Origin of the sequence: Roseibium sp. MMSF_3544 (assembly GCF_030732845.1) — a bacterium.
Lineage (GTDB): Bacteria > Pseudomonadota > Alphaproteobacteria > Rhizobiales > Stappiaceae > Roseibium.
On sequence record NZ_JASHKA010000001.1, the window covers coordinates 371,232 to 390,061 of the forward strand.

Annotated in this window: 17 protein-coding genes; 7 read left to right on the top strand and 10 right to left on the bottom strand. The window is 58.4% G+C overall.

The annotated features are described in order from the left end of the window. Positions 1-296: 296 nt before the first annotated feature. From RBB47_RS01670 to RBB47_RS01685, 4 genes are all read right to left on the bottom strand, one after another. On the bottom strand, positions 297-692 hold the full coding sequence (locus RBB47_RS01670; protein ID WP_305983979.1) for a hypothetical protein: 396 nt from the start codon (positions 690-692) through the stop codon (positions 297-299). A gap of 230 nt (positions 693-922) precedes the next feature. Further along, the gene (locus tag RBB47_RS01675) at positions 923-1,417 is read right to left on the bottom strand and encodes a flagellar protein FlgN (protein WP_305983980.1); all 495 of its coding nucleotides are present in this window, start codon (positions 1,415-1,417) and stop codon (positions 923-925) included. Continuing rightward, on the bottom strand, positions 1,414-1,725 hold the full coding sequence (locus RBB47_RS01680) for a rod-binding protein (protein WP_305983981.1): 312 nt from the start codon (positions 1,723-1,725) through the stop codon (positions 1,414-1,416). Before RBB47_RS01680 ends, RBB47_RS01675 begins: the two co-directional genes overlap by 4 nt. After that, positions 1,725-2,807, bottom strand: coding sequence for a flagellar basal body P-ring protein FlgI (locus tag RBB47_RS01685; RefSeq protein WP_305983982.1), 1,083 nt, complete (start codon positions 2,805-2,807; stop codon positions 1,725-1,727). Before RBB47_RS01685 ends, RBB47_RS01680 begins: the two co-directional genes overlap by 1 nt. 387 nt (positions 2,808-3,194) lie before the next feature. Here RBB47_RS01685 and RBB47_RS01690 point away from each other — a divergent pair, with 387 nt between their 5' ends. Both RBB47_RS01690 and dksA read left to right on the top strand, forming a co-directional pair. Next, the gene (locus RBB47_RS01690) at positions 3,195-3,614 is read left to right on the top strand and encodes a flagellar assembly protein FliX (protein ID WP_305983983.1); all 420 of its coding nucleotides are present in this window, start codon (positions 3,195-3,197) and stop codon (positions 3,612-3,614) included. 165 nt (positions 3,615-3,779) lie between these two features. Next, complete coding sequence (dksA, locus tag RBB47_RS01695; RefSeq protein ID WP_305983984.1) at positions 3,780-4,196, top strand: RNA polymerase-binding protein DksA; 417 nt, start codon at positions 3,780-3,782, stop codon at positions 4,194-4,196. A 93-nt stretch (positions 4,197-4,289) separates the two neighbouring features. Here the strand turns inward: dksA and RBB47_RS01700 are convergent, their stop codons facing one another. The 5 genes from RBB47_RS01700 to flgF all read right to left on the bottom strand — a co-directional run bounded on the left by RBB47_RS01700 (position 4,290) and on the right by flgF (position 9,911). Then, positions 4,290-6,272, bottom strand: a complete 1,983-nt coding sequence (locus tag RBB47_RS01700; protein ID WP_305983985.1) for a bifunctional 2',3'-cyclic-nucleotide 2'-phosphodiesterase/3'-nucleotidase — start codon at positions 6,270-6,272, stop codon at positions 4,290-4,292. Between the two features lie 345 nt (positions 6,273-6,617). Further along, positions 6,618-7,367, bottom strand: a complete 750-nt coding sequence (flgH, locus tag RBB47_RS01705; protein ID WP_305983986.1) for a flagellar basal body L-ring protein FlgH — start codon at positions 7,365-7,367, stop codon at positions 6,618-6,620. Further along, positions 7,367-8,350 (bottom strand): flagellar basal body P-ring formation chaperone FlgA, encoded by a 984-nt coding sequence (gene flgA, locus RBB47_RS01710; protein WP_305983987.1) that lies wholly within the window; start codon positions 8,348-8,350, stop codon positions 7,367-7,369. The genes flgH and flgA overlap by 1 nt, the downstream gene beginning before the upstream one ends. A 15-nt stretch (positions 8,351-8,365) precedes the next feature. Next, positions 8,366-9,148, bottom strand: coding sequence for a flagellar basal-body rod protein FlgG (flgG, locus tag RBB47_RS01715; protein WP_305983988.1), 783 nt, complete (start codon positions 9,146-9,148; stop codon positions 8,366-8,368). A gap of 22 nt (positions 9,149-9,170) precedes the next feature. Further along, complete coding sequence (flgF, locus tag RBB47_RS01720; RefSeq protein WP_305983989.1) at positions 9,171-9,911, bottom strand: flagellar basal-body rod protein FlgF; 741 nt, start codon at positions 9,909-9,911, stop codon at positions 9,171-9,173. Between the two features lie 278 nt (positions 9,912-10,189). Between flgF and RBB47_RS01725 the strand changes: the two genes are divergently transcribed. From RBB47_RS01725 to RBB47_RS01745, 5 genes are all read left to right on the top strand, one after another. Beyond that, the gene (locus RBB47_RS01725; protein WP_305983990.1) at positions 10,190-10,702 is read left to right on the top strand and encodes a flagellar basal body-associated FliL family protein; all 513 of its coding nucleotides are present in this window, start codon (positions 10,190-10,192) and stop codon (positions 10,700-10,702) included. Positions 10,703-10,720: 18 nt separating this feature from the next. Further along, the gene (gene fliM / locus RBB47_RS01730; protein WP_371932728.1) at positions 10,721-11,950 is read left to right on the top strand and encodes a flagellar motor switch protein FliM; all 1,230 of its coding nucleotides are present in this window, start codon (positions 10,721-10,723) and stop codon (positions 11,948-11,950) included. Next, positions 11,947-12,534, top strand: coding sequence for a DUF6468 domain-containing protein (locus RBB47_RS01735; protein ID WP_305983991.1), 588 nt, complete (start codon positions 11,947-11,949; stop codon positions 12,532-12,534). Before fliM ends, RBB47_RS01735 begins: the two co-directional genes overlap by 4 nt. Continuing rightward, positions 12,531-13,262: a MotE family protein gene (locus RBB47_RS01740; RefSeq protein WP_305983992.1), complete on the top strand. Its 732-nt coding sequence runs from the start codon at positions 12,531-12,533 to the stop codon at positions 13,260-13,262. Before RBB47_RS01735 ends, RBB47_RS01740 begins: the two co-directional genes overlap by 4 nt. Before the next feature lie 94 nt (positions 13,263-13,356). Beyond that, the gene (locus tag RBB47_RS01745) at positions 13,357-17,670 is read left to right on the top strand and encodes a hypothetical protein (protein ID WP_305983993.1); all 4,314 of its coding nucleotides are present in this window, start codon (positions 13,357-13,359) and stop codon (positions 17,668-17,670) included. Between the two features lie 60 nt (positions 17,671-17,730). On the opposite strand, the gene RBB47_RS01750 is transcribed toward RBB47_RS01745, so the two are convergent. After that, the gene (locus RBB47_RS01750) at positions 17,731-18,786 is read right to left on the bottom strand and encodes a DUF2336 domain-containing protein (protein ID WP_305983994.1); all 1,056 of its coding nucleotides are present in this window, start codon (positions 18,784-18,786) and stop codon (positions 17,731-17,733) included. Between the last annotated feature and the right edge of the window lie 44 nt (positions 18,787-18,830).

The window sequence follows — 18,830 nt, forward strand, 5'->3', positions numbered from 1 at the left end:
TGACAGCTGAACTCTGTCGCGCGATATTGTATTAAATGATAATTTATTTGGTTAGCGTAGTTTAACCTAAAATATCTATGAACGATTATTGTAAATTTATTTGGTTAATTGGTTAATTGGATGATTCTTGAAGTGTTAACTACTTTCGTTAAGCTTCGCCGTTATTGCAGGCACGTCAATGGCTTCGCCAGCGTTGTGCGGGCGAATGGCGACTGAAAGGGAAGGGCAGACGAGCGATCACGACGGACGTCGCGCGCAGAGCGTCGCTGGCGCGGCTGATCAGGTTAAGTGACTGCTCAGACGGTCCGCTGCAGATTGGGAGGCTGCAAAGGGGTGGTTTGAGTCTCGATGGACTTGGTATAGGCCCGCAGACGGCGCAGCGTTTCGCTCGGCACTTGCCGCACGACTTCGCCCGTATTGGTATTCGTCGCCACGTAGATCACGCTTTCGCTTTCCGGATCCACGATATTGCGACGCTCCAATTGCGGTGTAACGCTTTCGAAGAGCGACTTGCCGTCACGCTTGTTGTTGGCAGCGCGCTGACCCTGGCTTGCATCCGAGGAGGGCTTGACAGTCTCCTCTGGCGGCAAGTCCGTGTTTACCGCAGGCTGGTTCTTTTCCGGAGCCCGCGTTACCGGCGTAATCGCCGTATACGTCGGCGATGGCGGCCGGGCAATTCCCGTATCCAACATCTTTCCCTCCGGGGTACTCTCTACAAACACCCGTACATTGTCGAAACTAACGTATGGGAATGAATCTTTTGTTAACGGATTGATTAGGATTTGCTGAATCGTGACGTTTGTACTCGTGCGCAATTGATTCGTTTATGGGTGTTCGACCCCAAAGACGCGGCCAAAGAAAAGGCTCCCGCCGGGAGCCTTGATCGAAGACCAATCGGTTGGCACGCTTCCAAGCGTGAGTTCTAAAGCGCCTGGTTTACCGCGATGCCGCGCGCTGATTGCGGTCCTGAAGGAGCTGCGCCGTCCCGGCCGTAGGTGGTTGGTGCGGTCGCGTTCTTTGCACCTGCAGCCTTTGCAACTGTCGCCACCAGGTTGTTGGCAACATCGCGCGCGGTCGACAGGACGGCGAGATTGATCCTCAGTACCGGCTGGAATTCACTATGTTGCCGACGCAAGGCCTGTGTTGCGGACGGCGAGAGGTTGCCGAGTGCGACCGCGTGTTCCTTTGCCGCCATCATGCCGCGCGTATACTCGTGGATGAGGCGCGCCTTGTCCGGCTGAAGTTCTCCGGCTTCCGCTAGTTTGCCGGCGCGCACGAGATCGGTCTCCATCTCTATGACAGACAGCAGCGCTTCCATGGTGCTCGACAGGGCGGAGCAGAAGTTGTCTGCGTCTTGTGGGCTTCCAGGCCGGTCAAGTGAGAACGGAAAGGTGTTTGCGTTAGGCTGTGCAGTCATCTGGCCCCCTCCTGCAACGCCAGCAGTTCGCGCTCGACACTGTCGGCGAGCCCGATACCACCGGATTCGGATATTGAACGTGCGTATTCATCGATCAGAAAGCTCTGCCAGGTGTCCGAACCTTCGCCGCCACCCCAAGTGCCGCCTTCGTTCAGTCCTGTGAACATGTTCTGAAGCATGGTGTTGAGAAAAACCGCCTCAAATTCCTCGGCAGCTTCGCGTACCGCGCTCTTGCTGCTGGTATCGACACCGCGGATTGAATCGAGCGGGTTCGGCTGGCTTGTCATTGGCGCGGCGGATTGCAGCATCACAGCACCTCGATTTCGGCCTGCAATGCGCCTGCGGCCTTGATTGCCTGAAGAATGGAGATCATGTCGCGCGGTCCGATGCCGAGCGCGTTGAGCCCGTCCACAAGCTGCTTGAGCGTGATTGTCTCAGGAACGATTGCCAGTTTGGTACCTTCCTCGTCCACACCAACTTCTGAACGGGGAACCACGACGGTCTGACCGTTGTCGGAGAATGGCAGCGGCTGGGAAACCTGCGGCGATTCAGCGATCGTCACGGTCAGGTTGCCCTGGGCGACTGCGACCATTGAAACCTTGACGTCCTGGCCCATCACGATGATGCCGGAGTTCTCGTCAATGACGATGCGTGCCGCCAGATCCGGTTCAACAATCAGCTGCTCGATATCCGTCAGGAGGTCGACGATATTGCCGTCATATTGCTGTGGCAGATCCAGGCGCACGGTGGCGGGGTCCAGCGGTTCTGCCGTCGGCAAGCCAATCAATTCATTGATTGAGAGTGCAACACGGCGTGCAGTCGTCAGATCGGGATTGCGAAGTGCCAGCCGAAGCGTCGTGAGGGAGGCCAGTTGGAAATCGAGTTCCCTTTCAACCAGGCCACCATTGGCAATACGGCCGGCCGTTGGAACGCCGCGCACGACCGAGGCAGCATCGGCTTGTGCCGAAAATCCGCCAATGGCAACGGAGCCTTGGGCGATCGCATAGACTTCTCCGTCGGCACCGACGAGCGGCGTGACCAGCAATGTTCCGCCTTGTAGCGACTCCGCGTCGCCCAACGCACTGACATTGACATCGATGCGGGTGCCCTGTGTCGCAAAGGGCGGGAGATTTGCGGTCACCATGACGGCTGCAACGGTGTTTGTGTTTAGCGCGATGTTCCGGGTGTTGACGCCCAGACGTTCCAGCATGGCCTGCAGGCTTTGCTGGGTGAACGGCGTGTTGTTGAGCGAGTCGCCCGTGCCGCTCAGGCCTACCACAAGCCCGTAGCCGATGAGCTGGTTTTCGCGGATGCCTTCAAAGTCTGCAATGTCCTTAATGCGGGAGGCGGCCTGCGCTGATGTCAGAGTAACAGCTACTCCGACAAGCATGAGCGCTGCAGTCCGCAGCAGCCCGGCCAACAAAGACGATATTTTCCCACCCAGATGTCGCATCACTCATTCGGCCCCGTTTTCAGTCCCGGTTCCATCACCGGTTCACCTGAATTCCAGTTGCGTTATGCGAGAGCTGTGCCACATTGCGGGCAACGCGGCACATTTCGGCCAAAACGCCCGTTTTCTGCGGAAAATATTGGTAGAATTGGCAGCGGTGCCACTCAGACTTGTCGAATTTGGTTAATGAAGTCTTTTTCGGGACCGGCAAATATTGCCTCCCTGGCAAGGACTCAATTACCCTTCCCGGCAGAATCTGACAGGCAACGGGACAGTTCCGACAAAGTCTCCGGCAGATATCGCGATAAGCGGGACTGGAAGCAGATCATGCGCATCACAGGCAACAAACCCATCACCGGGGTCCAGGGGAAGAGTGCAAGACGACAGGCCTCTTCAGGAACGGATCAGTTCACGCCGGACCTTGGAAACGATGCTCCGCAGTCGGCCCAGACGGCGGGCGGCACGGCGATTCAGGGAATGGACGCACTGCTGGCCCTGCAGGAAGTTGACGAGCGTGCTGCGCGCCGCTCCAGAGCGGCAAGACACGGCCATTCTCTGCTGGATTCGCTGGAAACCGTGCGTGCCGATCTGCTCGCAGGGGTGATTTCGGAGGATCGTCTCGAGGCGCTTGCGAGCCAGGTTGCGAACAGGCAGAGCAGCGGTGATGAGCAGATCGATTCGGTTCTCGATGAGATCGAATTGCGAGTCAAAGTTGAGCTCGCAAAGCTCGGCCGTTTCGCCGAATGATGATGGTAACAATCGGGTCACATTTGCAGCGATACTGCTCAAAAGTCATGCAACGGTTTGAAAGATATAACATTTCTTTAATGATATTTTTCGGAAATGAACCGTTGTCCGCTGAGATAACCGGCTATATATTGCGCCCGGCCAAACGGTAATCCGGAGCTATCGATGACGGTTGAAATTGAGTCTGAATATCGACCCTCGGACAACGAGCCGTTCATGAACGACAGGCAGCGTGAGTATTTTCGGAATAAGCTGCTTGCATGGAAAGACGAGATCCTGAAAGAGAGCAAGGAGACGCTTGCCAACCTTCAGGAAGAAAGCCAGAACCATCCCGACTTTGCCGACCGTGCGTCGTCTGAGACAGACCGCTCAATCGAGCTGCGTGCACGGGACCGCCAGCGCAAACTGATTTCAAAGATCGATGATGCTTTGGAACGTATTGCAGACGGCAGTTACGGTTATTGCGAGGAGACCGGCGAGCCGATCTCCCTGCGGCGCCTTGAAGCCCGTCCGATCGCGACATTGTCGATCGAGGCTCAGGAAGCCCATGAGCGTCGGGAAAAAGTGTATCGCGACGACTGATTTCCAGGAAACGGCCGGCTTGTCTGAACCAGGCAAGTTCGAGCAACTTAAAAGCCTTCCCTCCCGGGAAGGCTTTTTTCTTGGGTCCGTACCCTAGAGCGAGATCCGGTACTGCGCGAACCCGTCGGCTCCATCGCCAGCCGGTTCTATGCGAACACCTTCCACGGAAGCAGCGTGCTTTGCACCGCCCGGTCCGGTTTCAAACAGAACCGTTGTGTCCGGTATCGGGCGGAAATTCCAGTTGGCGTCGGCGGACGGATTGATTGTGCCCTGTTCGACGATGTAGCGCACCAGAACATCCCGGTTCGTGTCAGGACCGACAAAAACCACGACGTCGTCGGTAATGCCCGGGAAATTTCCACCGCCGCCCGCGCGGTAGTTGTTGGTGGCAACGATGAAGGACTGATCAAGCTTCAGCGGCTCGCCATTGAACTCCAGCTTGACGATCCTGGTGGCGTCCGGATTGATCAGCTCGCCGTTCGGGTCGTATTTCGAGGGCTGGGTGAGGTCGATCTCGTAAGTAATGCCGTCGATGACATCGAAGTTGTAGCTTGGGAAGTCCGGGTTGATCAGCGGCTGATCGGCCTGGCCTGGTTCAACTTGCTGGAAGATTCCGGCGGAGCGCTCCAGCCATTCCTTGACAGTGCTGCCCTTGATGGCAACGGCTCGGACAGTGTTCGGATATAGGTAGAGATCCGCGACATTCTTGATCGCGACATCGCCAATGGGAACGTCAGTGTAGTATTCCGGCCCGCCGCGTCCGCCCGCCTTGAACGGAGCTGCTGCCGACAGGATCGGCAAACCGTCCCACTCGGTGCCCTTGAGCATCTGCTCGATATACCAGGTCTGTGCCTGTGAAACGATCTGGACACTGGGATCGTCCGCAACGAGGGCGAAATAGGAATGAAGCGGAGCGGAGGTCTTGCCGACCGGCCTGCGGACGTAGGCAAGGGTTGCCTCGTGATCTTCCTTGACCGCGTCGAGAACGTCTTGCTGACTATCGACCAGCGGCGTCACCGTCCGGCCTTCCTTCTCGTAGATCGGCCGTGCTTCAGTCATGAAGTTGGCGACGCGCCAACCGTTGCCGTCACGCTCAACCATCAGGTCGATGACGCCGAGATGTGACCCCCAGAAGCCGCCCATTGCGGCAGGTTTACCGAAAAGAGTGCCTTTTTCGCTATCGACGCCAGGTAGTCCCTCATAGGCTGGGCCGGGGAATACCAGATGGTGGTGGCCGGTAAAGACTGCGTCGATGCCATCAATGCCCGCCAGGTGCAGCGAAGCGTTCTCCATGCCTTCCGCATAGTCGTTGGCATCGATGCCGGAGTGGGAGAGGGCAATGACAAGATCACACCCCTGTTCCCGCATTTCGGGGACAAATGCCTTCGCGGCAGACACGATATCGCGCGCATTCGCGCTGCCTTCCAAGTGACGGCGGTCCCAGTTCATGATCTGCGGCGGTACAAAACCAATAAAGCCGATCTTGATCGGATGGGTGTTGCCGGCGCCGTCCGTGACGTCCTTTTCCAGGATCACGTAGGGTTTCATGAACAAGGCGTCTTCGCGGGCGTTTGCAGCAAGAGCCGTGCCCTTGACCAGGTTCGCGCAAACGACGGGGAAGTTGGCGCCGGACAGCACCTTCATCATGAAGTCGAGGCCGTAGTTGAATTCGTGGTTGCCAAGTGCCGCAGCGTCGAAGCCGAGTACATTCATGCCCTTGATCACCGGATGCATGTCGCCTTCGCGCATGCCGCGCTCATAGGCCACAAAGTCGCCCATCGGGTTGCCCTGAAGAAAGTCACCATTGTCGACAAGGAAGGAATTGGTGGCTTCATCGCGTATCTGGCGGATCAGTGTCGCCGTCCGCGCAAGGCCTGCCGTGTCGACCGGGCGGTCACCGTAATAATCGTATGGAAACACATGTACGTGGAGGTCCGTGGTCTCCATGAGGCGAATATGGGCGGTCCCTTCCTTCGCGAGCGCTGAATAGGGGTGCAGTGCCGTCACAAATCCGGTGGCGGCAGCGCCCATCAAAAGGCTGCGCCTTGACAGGGATACTTTGTTGAGACTCGACATGAATACGCTCCTGTTCAGAGGAAGGGCAGTAAGAGAGTGGGGCAGGCGTGGCCGGAAGACAGTGCCGTTGACGTTAGCTTAAGGCACTTAACTGCCCTACGCTGCCGTAATTACACTCCTGTGACGAACTGGAAGTCTGATCCCTGTTTCTGTCAAGCAAAAGGCGAGATCGTTTCGGCGTTTTCGCGCCATACCCGAAATCGGGTGGGAGCAGACGTTCGACCGTAAAGGAGAACGGGCACGGCACTCGGGGAGCGAGATACCGTGCCCGTCGTCAACCGCAGCGGACAAGCTTCTAGAACACTTTGCCGCTGCGGCCGGGGGCTGATGCCGGAAAAAGGCGCGTCAGAACGGCAGCAGAATGTCGAGCACCTGGTTGCCGACGCGCGGCTGTTGCACCGTGGTGATCTGGCCGCGGCCGCCATAGCCGATGCGCGCTTCGGCGATCTGTTCACTGGCGATGCGGTTGTTGGCTGTAATGTCCTCAGGCCGGACGATACCGGCGACGATCAGTTCGCGGACCTCGAAGTTCACACGAACTTCCTGCCTGCCTTCAATGACAAGATTTCCGTTCGGCAGGACCTGGGTAACGACGGCCGCAATGGAGGTCTGAATTGCCTCCTCCCGGTCGACGCTGCCGGATCCCTGGAAGGACGAGCTGCTGTTGACATTGCCAAGATTGCTTGCGGCCATGTCGGCAGGCAGGAAGATCGTGTCAATCGCAGTTCCGAGCGCGCCTCCGACACCGGCGCCGTTGGCCTCTGTGCGGCTGCGCTCTGTCGCGTTATCGATTTCCGCTTCGTCGTCGATCGTCACCACGACCGTCAAGATGTCACCGACCTGGCTGGCGCGCTGGTCCTTGAAGAAAGCCCGGCTGCCAGACTGCCAGAGCGAGTTGGCGTTGTAATGCACCTGCTGGGGCTCGGGCATCGGCATCTGAACAGGACGATACCCGGGCGTTGTCGTTGGATCCTGGATCGCATTGAGGGCCGGTTGCTTGCCAACCTGTGCGAGCTGGTCAGCCGTGCTGCAGCCAGCGGCGAGCGCTGCCAAAGCGATGCTTGCCAAAAGGTGTCTGGGAAGAGAAGTCAGCATCAGTTTGTCTCGCTGTTCAGGCTAGCAACAACAGGATTGGCGGTTTGAACGCGGACCTGGCCGCGGGAGTTCACGATGGCCGGAACAACACGCCGGGACTGGAGGTTCATGACGTCGATGACATCACCCTTGGCGCCGTCATCGAGCGCCTTGGCACGCGATGTGAGTTTCATGCCGGGCATGTTGAACGTCACCGTGACCTTGTCGCCGCGTCCGACCAGCACGGGGCGCTGGAAGTTTCTCTTGGAGAGCGGCGCGTTGGCGCGAATATTGGTGCGCGCTTCCTTTCCCGTGATCATGCCGGGGTCGATTACCGCACCGGCCGGAGCCTTGGAGCGAGCAAGCCGCATCACTGTCAGATCCTCGATCCTGACAACGTCGCCCCGGCGCAGCGGTTGGGCGAGCGTTACGATTTCGACCATTTCCTGTGCCGTTCCGGAAAGTGTGAGCCGTTCCGTCCCGAGTTCGACCGCAACGGTGGTCTGGATGACGAAATGACCACTTGTTGCTGCCCAGTCGATCCGGTCGAAACGAAGCGGATCCTTGACTTTCGGGTCAGCGAGGATGCGCTCCGGCGCCTGAATGAGCCTGACGTCGAGACTGTCCGGATCTATTCCCGCATTGCGTTCGGCAAGGGCGTTGCGCACGAGATTGGTGAGCTGCTCGCGTTCAATCTTTGTTGCCCCTCTGTGAACAACCACGGTCCGAAGGCCGTCCGTGCCTGCTGCCGTCAAGCCTGCTGCACGGGCCCGTTCTGCGACCTGCGCAGCGGCAACATTTCCTGATGTGCCCATGTCAGGTGAGCGGAACAGCGGCTTGGAGGCATAAATACCGGCGTTCGAATAAAAGTCCCCGACGGTCACGATTTCCGAGAGCGTCATGATCTGCGACCTGAGGACCGGTGGGTTTTCCGCGTACGCCTTGACGCAGGCGAAACACATGAGCAGCAAACCGGCTGTGGCTTTCAAAAGCTGTGTCATCATCTCAAGCCCCCAGTCTTAGCGAAGGTTCGTGGTTGTGGAGTACATCTCATCGGCGGCCTGGATGATCTGCGAATTCATTTCATATGCGCGCTGGGCGGCAATCAGGTCTGAAATCTCGGTCACCGCGTCCACGTTAGACATCTCCAGGAAGTACTGCTGCAGGCTGCCGAAGCCGTTGTCGTTCGGATTGCCGGTTTCGGCGGCTCCGCTGGCGTCCGTTTCGAGAAACAGGTTGTCGCCGATGGCTTCAAGACCGGCCTTGTTGACGAAACGCGCAAGTTGGATCTGTCCAAGCTGCTGGGTTGTTCCGGTATCGTCGACGCCCTGAACCGATCCATCGTTGGAGATGGTCAGGTCCTGGATGTTCTCCGGAATGGTAATGCCCGGGTTGACCGTATAACCGTCCACGGTAACGAGCTGGCCGTCGGCGTCGCGCTCGAACGAACCGTCTCTCGTATAGCCGGTCGTCCCGTCGGGAAGATCGATCTGGAAAAAACCTTCACCGCGGACAGCAATATCAAGCGCGTCGTCGGTCTGTTCCAGCGAGCCCTGAGACATGATCCTTGCGGTCGAGGCGAGTTTCACGCCCGAGCCGACCTGAACCCCTGTCGGCACGATCGTGCCGGCATCCGATGTTTCCGTGCCCATCCTGCGCAGGTTCTGATAGAGCAGGTCCTGGAAATCCGCCCGCTGCTTTTTGAAACCCGTCGTTCGCATGTTTGCGACATTGTTCGAGATGACCTCGACGTTCTGTTCCTGCGCCTTCATGCCGGTTGCGGCGATCTGGAGTGCTTTCATGGTCTTATGTCCCTAGAACCGATCAGGCCTGTATCTTGCCGAGCGTTGAGATGGCCTGCTGGGTCAACTCGTCGATATCTTTCAGCATCTTCGAAACGGATTCGTATGATCTGGTGATCTCAATCAGGCGGGTCACTTCGAAGATGCCGTCCACGTTGGACTGTTCCAACGCGCCCTGAACGACCTTGGTGCCGTTCGCTATGCCCGCGTTCTCTCCGAGAAAGAGCGTGTCGCCGAGCTTTTCAAGTTCTTGCGGATCTTCAAATGAAGCGACCCGGATCTGGCCGCGGATGCCGAGTTCCGTTGCGATGGTGCCGTCTTCGGCAATTTCGATCGTGCCGTCTTCACGGGTGAAGGTGAGGGGACCTGCAGACGTCAGGACGGGCCGTCCGTCGGACGTGACCAGCTGGCCGGACGCGTCGAGGTGAAATGCGCCGTTGCGCGTGTAGGCCTCGCCGCCATCATCCATCTGCACGACGAAAAACCCGTCGCCTTCCAGCGCCATATCAAGTTCGTTGCCGGTGACTTTGAAGCTGCCGTTGGAAAAATCCGTATGCGACGTGTAGTCGAGCACGTAAGACAGTGTCTCGTCCTGAGTTTCGAACTCGGTCGCCTCGGCGACCGGCATCAGATACTCCTCAAAGAGCAGATTCTGCGTCTTGAACCCGGCCGAGTTGATGTTCGCCATATTGTTGGCGACGACATCAAGCTGATTCCTTAAAGCGGTCTGCCGTGACAGGCCAATAAGCTGTGCGTTCTCCATGTGAACGGTTCCCTTTGCTCCCCGATGAGCCTGCCTGTCTCCCCAGACTTGCGGGCCCGTTAAGGTTAATGCACGTGCCGTGCCAGTTTTTAACTGTTTGGAAAATCTGGGTAAAAACGAAACGGCGAGGGTGCGCGCGGCAATAGATTCCGGCAGAAATTAACCGCTTGGCAATTTTTGCCCGGTGACTCGCGGTAACGACTTGGTAACCATTCGTTAACCATTAACTCTTTAGTAATAAGTGTCGCGCGCGAGCGCTGAATTATGCGGAGTGCGGAATGGCTGACGAAAGCGCAGCAGCAGTTGAAGAGGTCGAGGAAGCGACCGAAAGCAGCGCTGGAGGCGGAAAGAAAAAGCTGTTTCTGTTCGGTGGGATCGGGCTGGTGGTTCTGTTGGCTGCAGGCGGTGCAGCCTACTACTTCCTGTTCGCATCGGCAGCACCGACGATGATGCCCGGCGAGACGGGTGCCCCGGTCGAAGTGCAGAAACCGGTGGTGTTTTACGATTTGCCGGAAATGACCGTGAATTTGGCCACGGAAGGTCGCACGACCTATCTGAAGGTGCGGATCGCTCTGGAAGTCGAAAACCGGGCCATGATCGATCAGATCCAGCCGTTCCTGCCGCGTATTCTGGACGCGTTTCAGATTTACCTGCGTGAGTTACGCCCTGCGGATCTGGAAGGATCTGCCGGTCTGTTCCGCCTGAAGGAAGAATTGCTCAGGCGGATCAACTTGTCGGTTTATCCGGCAAAAGTTGAGGGGGTGCTGTTCAAGGAAATCCTTGTTCAGTGATGAAGTTGAATGGCTGATATCGACGACGATGACGATCTGTCCGAAGAGGATATGGCCGATGCCTGGGGTGCCGCGCTGGCAGAGCAGGGGGCCGGCGGTGACGACGATGAAGACCTAGCCGCTGCGTGGGGCGCTGCGCTCGAAGAGCAGGGCGCGGGCAGCTCGGACGACATGGCGGCCCAGTGGGCCGCGATGATCGACGACAGCGAGCCGGATCTTGAAAACGCGACCCGTGGCGCGGACCGTGTTCTCAACCAGGAGGAAATCGACAACCTCCTCGGCTTCAATATCGAAGACACGATTGCCGGCGACCAGAGCGGGATCAGGGCGCTCATCAACTCAGCGATGGTCTCTTACGAGCGTCTGCCGATGCTCGAAATCGTATTCGACCGCCTGGTGCGCCTGACCACGACCTCGCTTCGCAATTTTACCTCCGACAACGTCGAAGTGTCGCTGGATTCCATCAGTTCCGTGCGCTTCGGTGACTATCTCAACTCGATCCCGCTGCCTGCGATCCTGGGTGTCTTCAAGGCTGAGGAGTGGGATGGCTTCGGGCTTATCACCGTTGAATCGAGCCTGATCTATTCAATCATCGACGTACTGCTCGGCGGCGGGCGCGGAACATCCGCTGTGCGAGTCGAAGGACGGCCCTATACGACCATTGAGACCGGTCTGGTCCAGCAGATGGTGGCATTGATCCTACAGGACGCCGAGCACGCCTTCGCACCATTGTCACCGGTCCACTTCAATCTTGAGCGTCTCGAGACAAACCCGAGATTTGCGGCCATTTCCCGTCCGGCGAACGCGGCGATCCTTGTCGAGTTGCGTATCGACATGGAAGATCGTGGCGGGTCCGTCGAGATCATGATGCCCTACGCAACGCTGGAGCCGATCCGTGATCTGCTGCTTCAGATGTTCATGGGTGAAAAATTCGGCCGCGATCCGATCTGGGAAGGACACCTTGCCAGTGAGATCCACGCGGCGGAAATCGAAGTCGACGCGGTTCTCCACGAAACTTACCTGCCTTTGAGCCGGGTTCTCAGTCTCGATATCGGGCAAACGCTGGTATTCGATGTCGACCCCGCCGACCCGGTTACGATCAAATGCGGCAACGTTCCCTTGACCGAAGGCACCCTCGGCAAGGTGGAAGACTCCATTGCCATCCGCGTCGCAAAGAATCTGCGCAAGCCCAAAATGACCCTGGCTGCCTTCGAGCGCGCCATGCAAAACGAAATGGAGCAACCATGAGCACTTTGCCAATCGGAATGATCATCGAAGGCTTGGTCGCAGTCCTGTTGCTAATCACGATCGCGTATTGCTGGATGTTGAACCGCCGCCTGCAGCGCCTCAGGGCAGACGAGGAAGTGCTTCGCGCTACGATCTCCGAACTTATGACGGCCACCGAAATTGCAGAGCGGGCAATCCTCGGTCTCAAGACCACTGCAGCCGAAGCAGACAAGGTTCTCGGTACGCGCCTTAAACAAGCTGAAACCATGTCCGGAAATCTGGCCGAGCAAGTCGGCGAAGGTGAGAGAATTTTTACCAGGATTTCGCAGATTGCAGAGGCTGCGCGTGCAGCGTCTTCCCACCAGGAGGCACCGCCGCGAAGTGACGCTTATGCGGTCAGGTCACCCTCGGAGCCTCCTGCATATACGCCGCCGGCTCCGGAACCGGCAGCATACGCAGCGCCTGAGCAACCGCCTGTCCAACACGCACCGGTCTATGAGCCGGAACGCAAACGGGCAAGCCGGACGTCGGACATTCGCAGTGCGGCGGCTGAAGCGACTGCAAGACTTGAACAATTCCGCAGACGGAACGGTGCTGCTGCATGAACTTGAGACTGTTGCCATTGTTGGGGATTTCGGCAAGTGCGTTGCTTGCGTTGAAGCTGCTCGGCCTGACTTTCGGGCCGGAAGGTGGCGGGTTACCTATCAATGGTGCGGTCGCGCAGGAAACGGCCTCGGTTGAAATGCCAGCGGGCGAGGAAATGACTGCTGAGATCGGCGAAGGCGCCGCTGTCACCGAGACCGCAGACGACGCGACTGGGGCCGAACAACCGGTTTTGCCCGACAGTCTTGAAATCGGCGGATCGGCTGCCGAGCGGGCCGTGCTGGAAAGCCTTGGGAAGAGGCGCCAGACGCTGCAAAAGCAGGAAGGTCAACTCGACCTGCGCGAAAAGCTGCTGCAGGCGACCGAGGAGCGGATACAGAAGCGGCTCGACGAGTTGAAGAAGATGGAGCAGCGCATCGAGGCAGCCGTTGAGCAAAAGGAACAGCAGGAAAAGAACGAGGTCGCCGGTCTTGTCACCATGTACGAGACAATGAAGCCGAAAGACGCCGCGCGGATCTTCGACCGACTTAGCCTGCCGATCCTGCTCAAGGTCGTGCGGCAGATGAAACCGAGAAAGATGGCCGATATCCTGGCGAAAATGTCGCCCGAAGCAGCCGAGCGGCTGACCGTTGCGATCGCCAGCAACACCAGCGAGACGGCGCAACCGGTGCAGCCGGTCAAGGCTCAGGCACCCGCTCAGGACCCGTTGCCGAAAATTCCGTCGAACTGACCGATTCTTTCAGATTTGAGGATCGCACGTAAGGGCACGTTAAGAACACTTAACTAAACAATAGAGTGTTGGCGTCATCCGGGGACTGAACGACTTGCAGGGAACCATCCTGACATCGAGACAAAGCGGCAAGCTAGCCGGCATCTGCCTGGTGCGCCAGGCAATGCGTTTTGTCGCTTCGATGCTGGTCGGTATTTGCGTTCTGTTCACATCGCTTCAGACGTTTGCGACGGCCCAGACACTTGAGCCAGTGGATCTGGAAGTCTTCCCGCAAGAGGGGTACGGACGGATCGTCCTGACCTTCAAGGACCGCACGCTTTTGCCAATCTACGATGCGGTGATTACCGGTGGCGTGCTGCGGATATCCTTTGAAGAACCCGTCGACATCAAGGTCGATGACGTGCCGCTTGATCTGGGTGACTATGTCACGATTGCGAGGCGCGATCCGGACGGGAGCGCTATCCGGTTTGCACTCAAGAACCAGTTTCAGATCAATACGCTTGAAGCCGGCGAGAAGCTCTTTGTCGATATCCTGCCGATGAGCTGGCAGGGACTTCCACCGGGCCTTCCAGATGATGTGGTCCGCAAGCTGGCAAAACGCGCAGAAGCTGCGATGCGAAAAGTGCGGGCACTTGAGCAGGCCCGCCTCAAGGCACAGGAAGGCCCCGAAGTTACGCTGCACGTGGGAGAACACCCGACGTTCACGCGGCTGGTCTTCGACTGGTCGATCAAGTTCGACACGGCCTTCGTGCGCGAAAACGACATCATCAAATTGACCTTCAATCACCCGGCGCAGCTCGATATATCCCATTTGCGTGCGCATCTTCCTCAAGGTGTGATTGACGCAACTTCTTTCCTCGACAAAGGCAAGCTCAAGTTCCTGATGCGGGTCGAGCCGTCGGTCGACATCCGTGCCTTTCGCGAAGAAAGGACCTATGTGATCGACGTGACGCCGGAGAACATGGAAGTCAACGATCCTGCAAATGCGCTGATCAACAAGGAACTGTCGGTTGCCGATAACGAAAACCGCGAGAACATGATCACCGCGCCTGGGCTTCGGGATACGCGCGAGATCACGGATCCGCGCGGCTTGCCGCCGGTCAGCAGCGCCAGCGGTTCCGGCGGAGTTTTGAAAGAGTCCCGTGCTGATGAATCGCCCGCTTACATCGTGCTGCCGGTCAGTGGCGCTGCGGGTGACGAAGAAGCGAGAGCGCCGAACCAGGAACCCGTGTCAGAAACCGATCTGGCTGAAGCTGCCGATGTCTCCATTTCTGCAGATGAGCAAGTCGATCCGAGCCTGGAGGTTGCGACGGCCGATCTACAAAGCACGATGGCTCCAAGGCTAAAGCCTTTGACCCGGGCACAGGCGCCGCCGGCAAACGCTCTTGAAGACGTTGCCTCGGATGAGGGGCCTGTTGCAGGCGCAGTTGAGCAGGCAGAGCGTACGACCGCTTCGGCGGTCGAAACTGTGCCTGCGCCGCAGCTTGCTGCCGCTCCGGAGGAGACAGATGCGCCGGTTGAGGCCGACGATGCACTTGTGACATCTGCGATTTCTGCCGGAGCGGTGCCAGAATCAGAAACCCGGACGGTGGAGCCGGATGCCACAGTTGTTGCACAGGCAACTCCCGGGGCTCTGCCTTTGACCGAGACCACTCCGGAAGACCAGTTCATCCGGCGGGCGCCGGCACTCGATCTTTCCAAGCAACCGGACGCAGTGCCTCAATCCGGTGCTCAGGCTCGTGAAAACAACGGCATTCCAACCTTGCGGCCGGTCGAGAACGGGACGGCGCAAGAACAGGCCGATACCTCAAGCCAGACCAATCCGGTTCAGGTTGACGGTTCCGCTCTGCCTGGGAGCGCAAGTGTTCCGGCGCCGATACAGCTGCCAAACCGTACCGGCAACAGCGACGATGTCTGGCGGGCGAGTGGCGGCAGCAATTTTCAGGACGAGCGGCAGTCGCCAGAGCAACCACCTGAGAGCTTTGCGCAGGAAGTCCGCGACTTCGTGTCCGCCGAGGCCCGCCGGATCGGCAACACGGTTCGCGTGGTGTTCCCGTTTTCAGAGCCTGTTTCCAGCGCGGTCTTCCGGCGAAACGACAGCATCTGGCTGGTCTTCGACACGGACGCAACGATCGATACGCGGGGCATGGTCTCTGCGTTGGCTGAAACCGCGGACACAATCGAGGTCAGCCAGTTCGAGGATTACCAGATCCTGCGTCTGGACATGAATGATCCGGTGCTGGCGACGGTGGGGGCGGACGGCAATGCCTGGTCGCTGGTGATCGGCGACATGATCCTCGAACCGTCAATTCCGTTGCAGCTTGAAAGAAACATGCGCGGTGACGGTGGCTCCGTTCTGCGTGTGCTTTACCGAGATCCGCAGCATATCCGTGAGATCAGTGACCCGTTCGTCGGTGACACGATTTCGATCGTAACGGGCTTTGGACCGCCGCGCGGCGTGCTGAAGCCTCAGAAATTTGTTGACCTGGAGGCCCTGAGTTCAGCCCAGGGTCTTGCGGTTGTGCCCCGGTCGGACGGGGTCAACATGCAGGTGCTCGGTGATGATGTCATCATCGGGAAAGAGGGTGGTCTCTCGCTTTCAAATCGTCATCTGCGCGGTGGAACGGGGGCGTTGAACACGATCGTTGACCCGGACACTACGAACGTTGAATTCGTATCGCTGACAACGGAAGGCCCGGGCGCATATCGCTCGCGCCTGATTAAACTTCAGCAGAAACTGTCGAATTCGCCTGCCGGCAAGCGCAGGAAACCCTTGATCGAGCTGTCGCGGTTTTATCTCGCGCACCAGTTCGCGCAAGAAGCGCTCGGACTGATGAAGCTGGCATTGGAAGAAGAGCCGGCTCTTGCGGAGGACACCTCCTTCAATCTGATGATGGGCGCTGCCCAGACGATGGCGGGCCGGCCACAAGAGGCCTATGCGCATCTCAACCGGCCAGATCTGAAGAACAGTCCGGATGCTGCAATCTGGCAAACAATCGTGGACGTTCAACTCGGGAACTGGACGCCCGCACGCATTGCGATGCCGCGTGGCCGTGCCGTCGTCGGCAACTATCCTTCCGCTATCCAGACCGAGTTCAAGCTTGCCGCAGCTCAGGCCATGGTCGAGGTGAACGATTTCGGCCTTGCAAACGGGGTCCTGGCTGAAATCGAGCCGAGTGAAGTCACGAAGGCACAGGCGGCCCGATACGATATCCTGCGTGGGCGTGTCGCCGACGCGTCGGGGCGTTCCCAGGAAGCCCTCACCGTGTTTGATCTGGTGACCCGTTCCGACGATCGTCCACGCGCCGCTGAAGCAGAATACAGAGCTCTGCGCATCCGCTACCGCGACGGCGAGCTTGGAATTGACAATGCGATCGACAGCCTGGCCGGACTGGCAACATCCTGGCGCGGTGACGAGATCGAATTGCGGACGCTCCGCTTCCTGGCTCAGCTCTACTCAGAGCGTGGCCAGTATCGCGAAGCCTTCGAAGCGATGAAGTCTGCGGTGCAGGCGGATCCCGATTCCGACACGACGCGCCTGCTGCAGGAAGAAATGAACGGTCTCTTCAACGCGCTGTTCCTCGACGGCAAGGCCGACGAAATGCCGCCCGTGAAATCACTGGCGCTATACTACGATTTCCGCGAGCTCACACCCATTGGCCGCCAGGGCGACGAAATGGTCCGCCTGCTTGCCAAGCGGCTCGTCGAGGTTGATCTTCTCGACCAGGCTACGGAACTGCTGAGGCATCAGGTCGACAACAGGCTGAAGGGGGCGGCGCGCGCTCAGATTGCCGCTGATCTGGCGGCAATCTACCTCATGGACCGGAAAGCTGAAGAAGCTCTGCGCGTGCTGAACAGGTCCCGGCAGGCCAGCCTGCCGTCCACGCTTGAGCGGCAGCGGAATATTGTTGAAGCCAGAGCCCTGACAGAAAGCGGCCGTCCGGATCTTGCGCTGGAACTGGTTCGCAACATGCGTGGATCCGATGTTGACCGGTTGCGTGCGGATACGTTCTGGGCGGCAGAAAGCTGGCGCGATGCAGGCGAGCAGCTGGAGGCCATGCACGGCTCCCGCTGGTCCGATAACATCCCACTGGATGAGCTGGAGCGCCGCGACATCCTGCGTGCAGGCATTGCCTATTCGCTTGCAGGCGATCAGCTAAGTCTGGAGCGGTTGCAAACCAAGTATATGGACAAGATGGCGGACAGCCCGGAAGCACTTGCCTTTGAAGTGGTAACGCGCCCGATCGAAACGCAGGGTGTCGAGTTCCTGGAGGTTGCCAATAGACTGGCTGACACGGATTCCCTGGAAACCTTCCTGCAGGAATACCGGCGCCAGTATATGTCGCCAAGCCGTGGACCTGAAGGTCAGGCAGCGGCGGCCCCGGCGGTTGGCGAACCGGCAGGCTGATCGCTTGGAACACTCCCAGGTTTCGGGATTTAGCGCCCCATGCAAATGCGACGCTGCTAATTAGGCAGCCGGAGCGGCGTGGTTTGTGCGCGGCTTCTTCAGTTCCGCCTTGTAGCGCATGACCAGTTCCGGAATTGCGCGGGTGCTGCGGTCAAGCCACCCGGCACGCGCCTTCAGGAAATCGCGATAGGTTTTCTCGTCGATGCCTGTCTGCAGCATCAATCGAAGGATGGCACCGTCGGCATCTGACTTCAGCGTCTCGGCCACAACATCGTCGGTCAGGTTGAGCCGGCGCGCAATCAGCCAGATGGCGGCGTCCATGCGGTCATCTTCAAAGAGAGTACGCAGGATCGCGTCGAACGAGAGTTCGCCGTTGGCAATCTGGATGCTTGCCTCGTGACGGGAATAGCGGACCCCGTCGAGTTCGATGTCTCCCTCGCGTTCTGGATCGTCGATTGTGGTCGCAAGCCGTTCAAGGTCTCCGCTTTCGAGCGCTTTCCGGAGCGGCGGCGGAATGAGTGGACAATCGGTCTCAAGCACGAGCATTTGCGTTTCGAGAAACTCCTCGTCCTTCAGAGCCCGTTTGGCGATGCCTGCCAGTGTTTCGAGTTCGGTATTGGCGAAAATCAGCAGCGCCAGCGTGCCCTTGACCGAGAAGGGAACGGTTTCGTTGTTCAGCATTGCGTGCACGACATTGCGGCTGCTGCGTGCGATCAGCGTATCGCAGATTTCTTCACTCAGGTCGGGCCGGCGCGCGACGGAGAGCCGCTTGTCGTTGCTTCCAGTCTTGGCAAGGCGCATGAGCGCCGCCTGACTGATCATGGGTGAACACTCAATGACCGGCTCTGAGAGTTCGTAATCTTCCTGCGCCAACCTGTCCGCCAGGTCCGAGATGATCCTGTCCGTCTTTGCCAGGCGTACGACAAGTTCATAACGGGCGCTTCGGTCGAGTTGATCGAACACAGACAAAACGATCCTTGAAAACAGCTCGCGTTCCACGGGGGTCGGCTCATGGTCTTCTGAGCGCGCATATTCACCGACAAGGGTCCGGATGAGGCTGGATCTTGCTTCCGGTTCCTTGATTCTTGCAAGTTCTTCAAGTTTTTCGCGTATCAATGGTCTACCACAACTTTTCGAACAGTATTTGTCCTGTAAATAAG

Bases quoted from the DNA above. Each gene is read 5' to 3' on its own strand.
- RBB47_RS01670 (WP_305983979.1), bottom strand. From the start codon at position 692: ATGTTGGATACGGGAATTGCCCGGCCGCCATCGCCGACGTATACGGCG.
- RBB47_RS01675 (WP_305983980.1), bottom strand. From the start codon at position 1,417: ATGACTGCACAGCCTAACGCAAACACCTTTCCGTTCTCACTTGACCGG.
- RBB47_RS01680 (WP_305983981.1), bottom strand. From the start codon at position 1,725: ATGCTGCAATCCGCCGCGCCAATGACAAGCCAGCCGAACCCGCTCGAT.
- RBB47_RS01685 (WP_305983982.1), bottom strand. From the start codon at position 2,807: ATGCTTGTCGGAGTAGCTGTTACTCTGACATCAGCGCAGGCCGCCTCC.
- RBB47_RS01690 (WP_305983983.1), top strand. From the start codon at position 3,195: ATGCGCATCACAGGCAACAAACCCATCACCGGGGTCCAGGGGAAGAGT.
- dksA (WP_305983984.1), top strand. From the start codon at position 3,780: ATGACGGTTGAAATTGAGTCTGAATATCGACCCTCGGACAACGAGCCG.
- RBB47_RS01700 (WP_305983985.1), bottom strand. From the start codon at position 6,272: ATGTCGAGTCTCAACAAAGTATCCCTGTCAAGGCGCAGCCTTTTGATG.
- flgH (WP_305983986.1), bottom strand. From the start codon at position 7,367: ATGCTGACTTCTCTTCCCAGACACCTTTTGGCAAGCATCGCTTTGGCA.
- flgA (WP_305983987.1), bottom strand. From the start codon at position 8,350: ATGATGACACAGCTTTTGAAAGCCACAGCCGGTTTGCTGCTCATGTGT.
- flgG (WP_305983988.1), bottom strand. From the start codon at position 9,148: ATGAAAGCACTCCAGATCGCCGCAACCGGCATGAAGGCGCAGGAACAG.
- flgF (WP_305983989.1), bottom strand. From the start codon at position 9,911: ATGGAGAACGCACAGCTTATTGGCCTGTCACGGCAGACCGCTTTAAGG.
- RBB47_RS01725 (WP_305983990.1), top strand. From the start codon at position 10,190: ATGGCTGACGAAAGCGCAGCAGCAGTTGAAGAGGTCGAGGAAGCGACC.
- RBB47_RS01735 (WP_305983991.1), top strand. From the start codon at position 11,947: ATGAGCACTTTGCCAATCGGAATGATCATCGAAGGCTTGGTCGCAGTC.
- RBB47_RS01740 (WP_305983992.1), top strand. From the start codon at position 12,531: ATGAACTTGAGACTGTTGCCATTGTTGGGGATTTCGGCAAGTGCGTTG.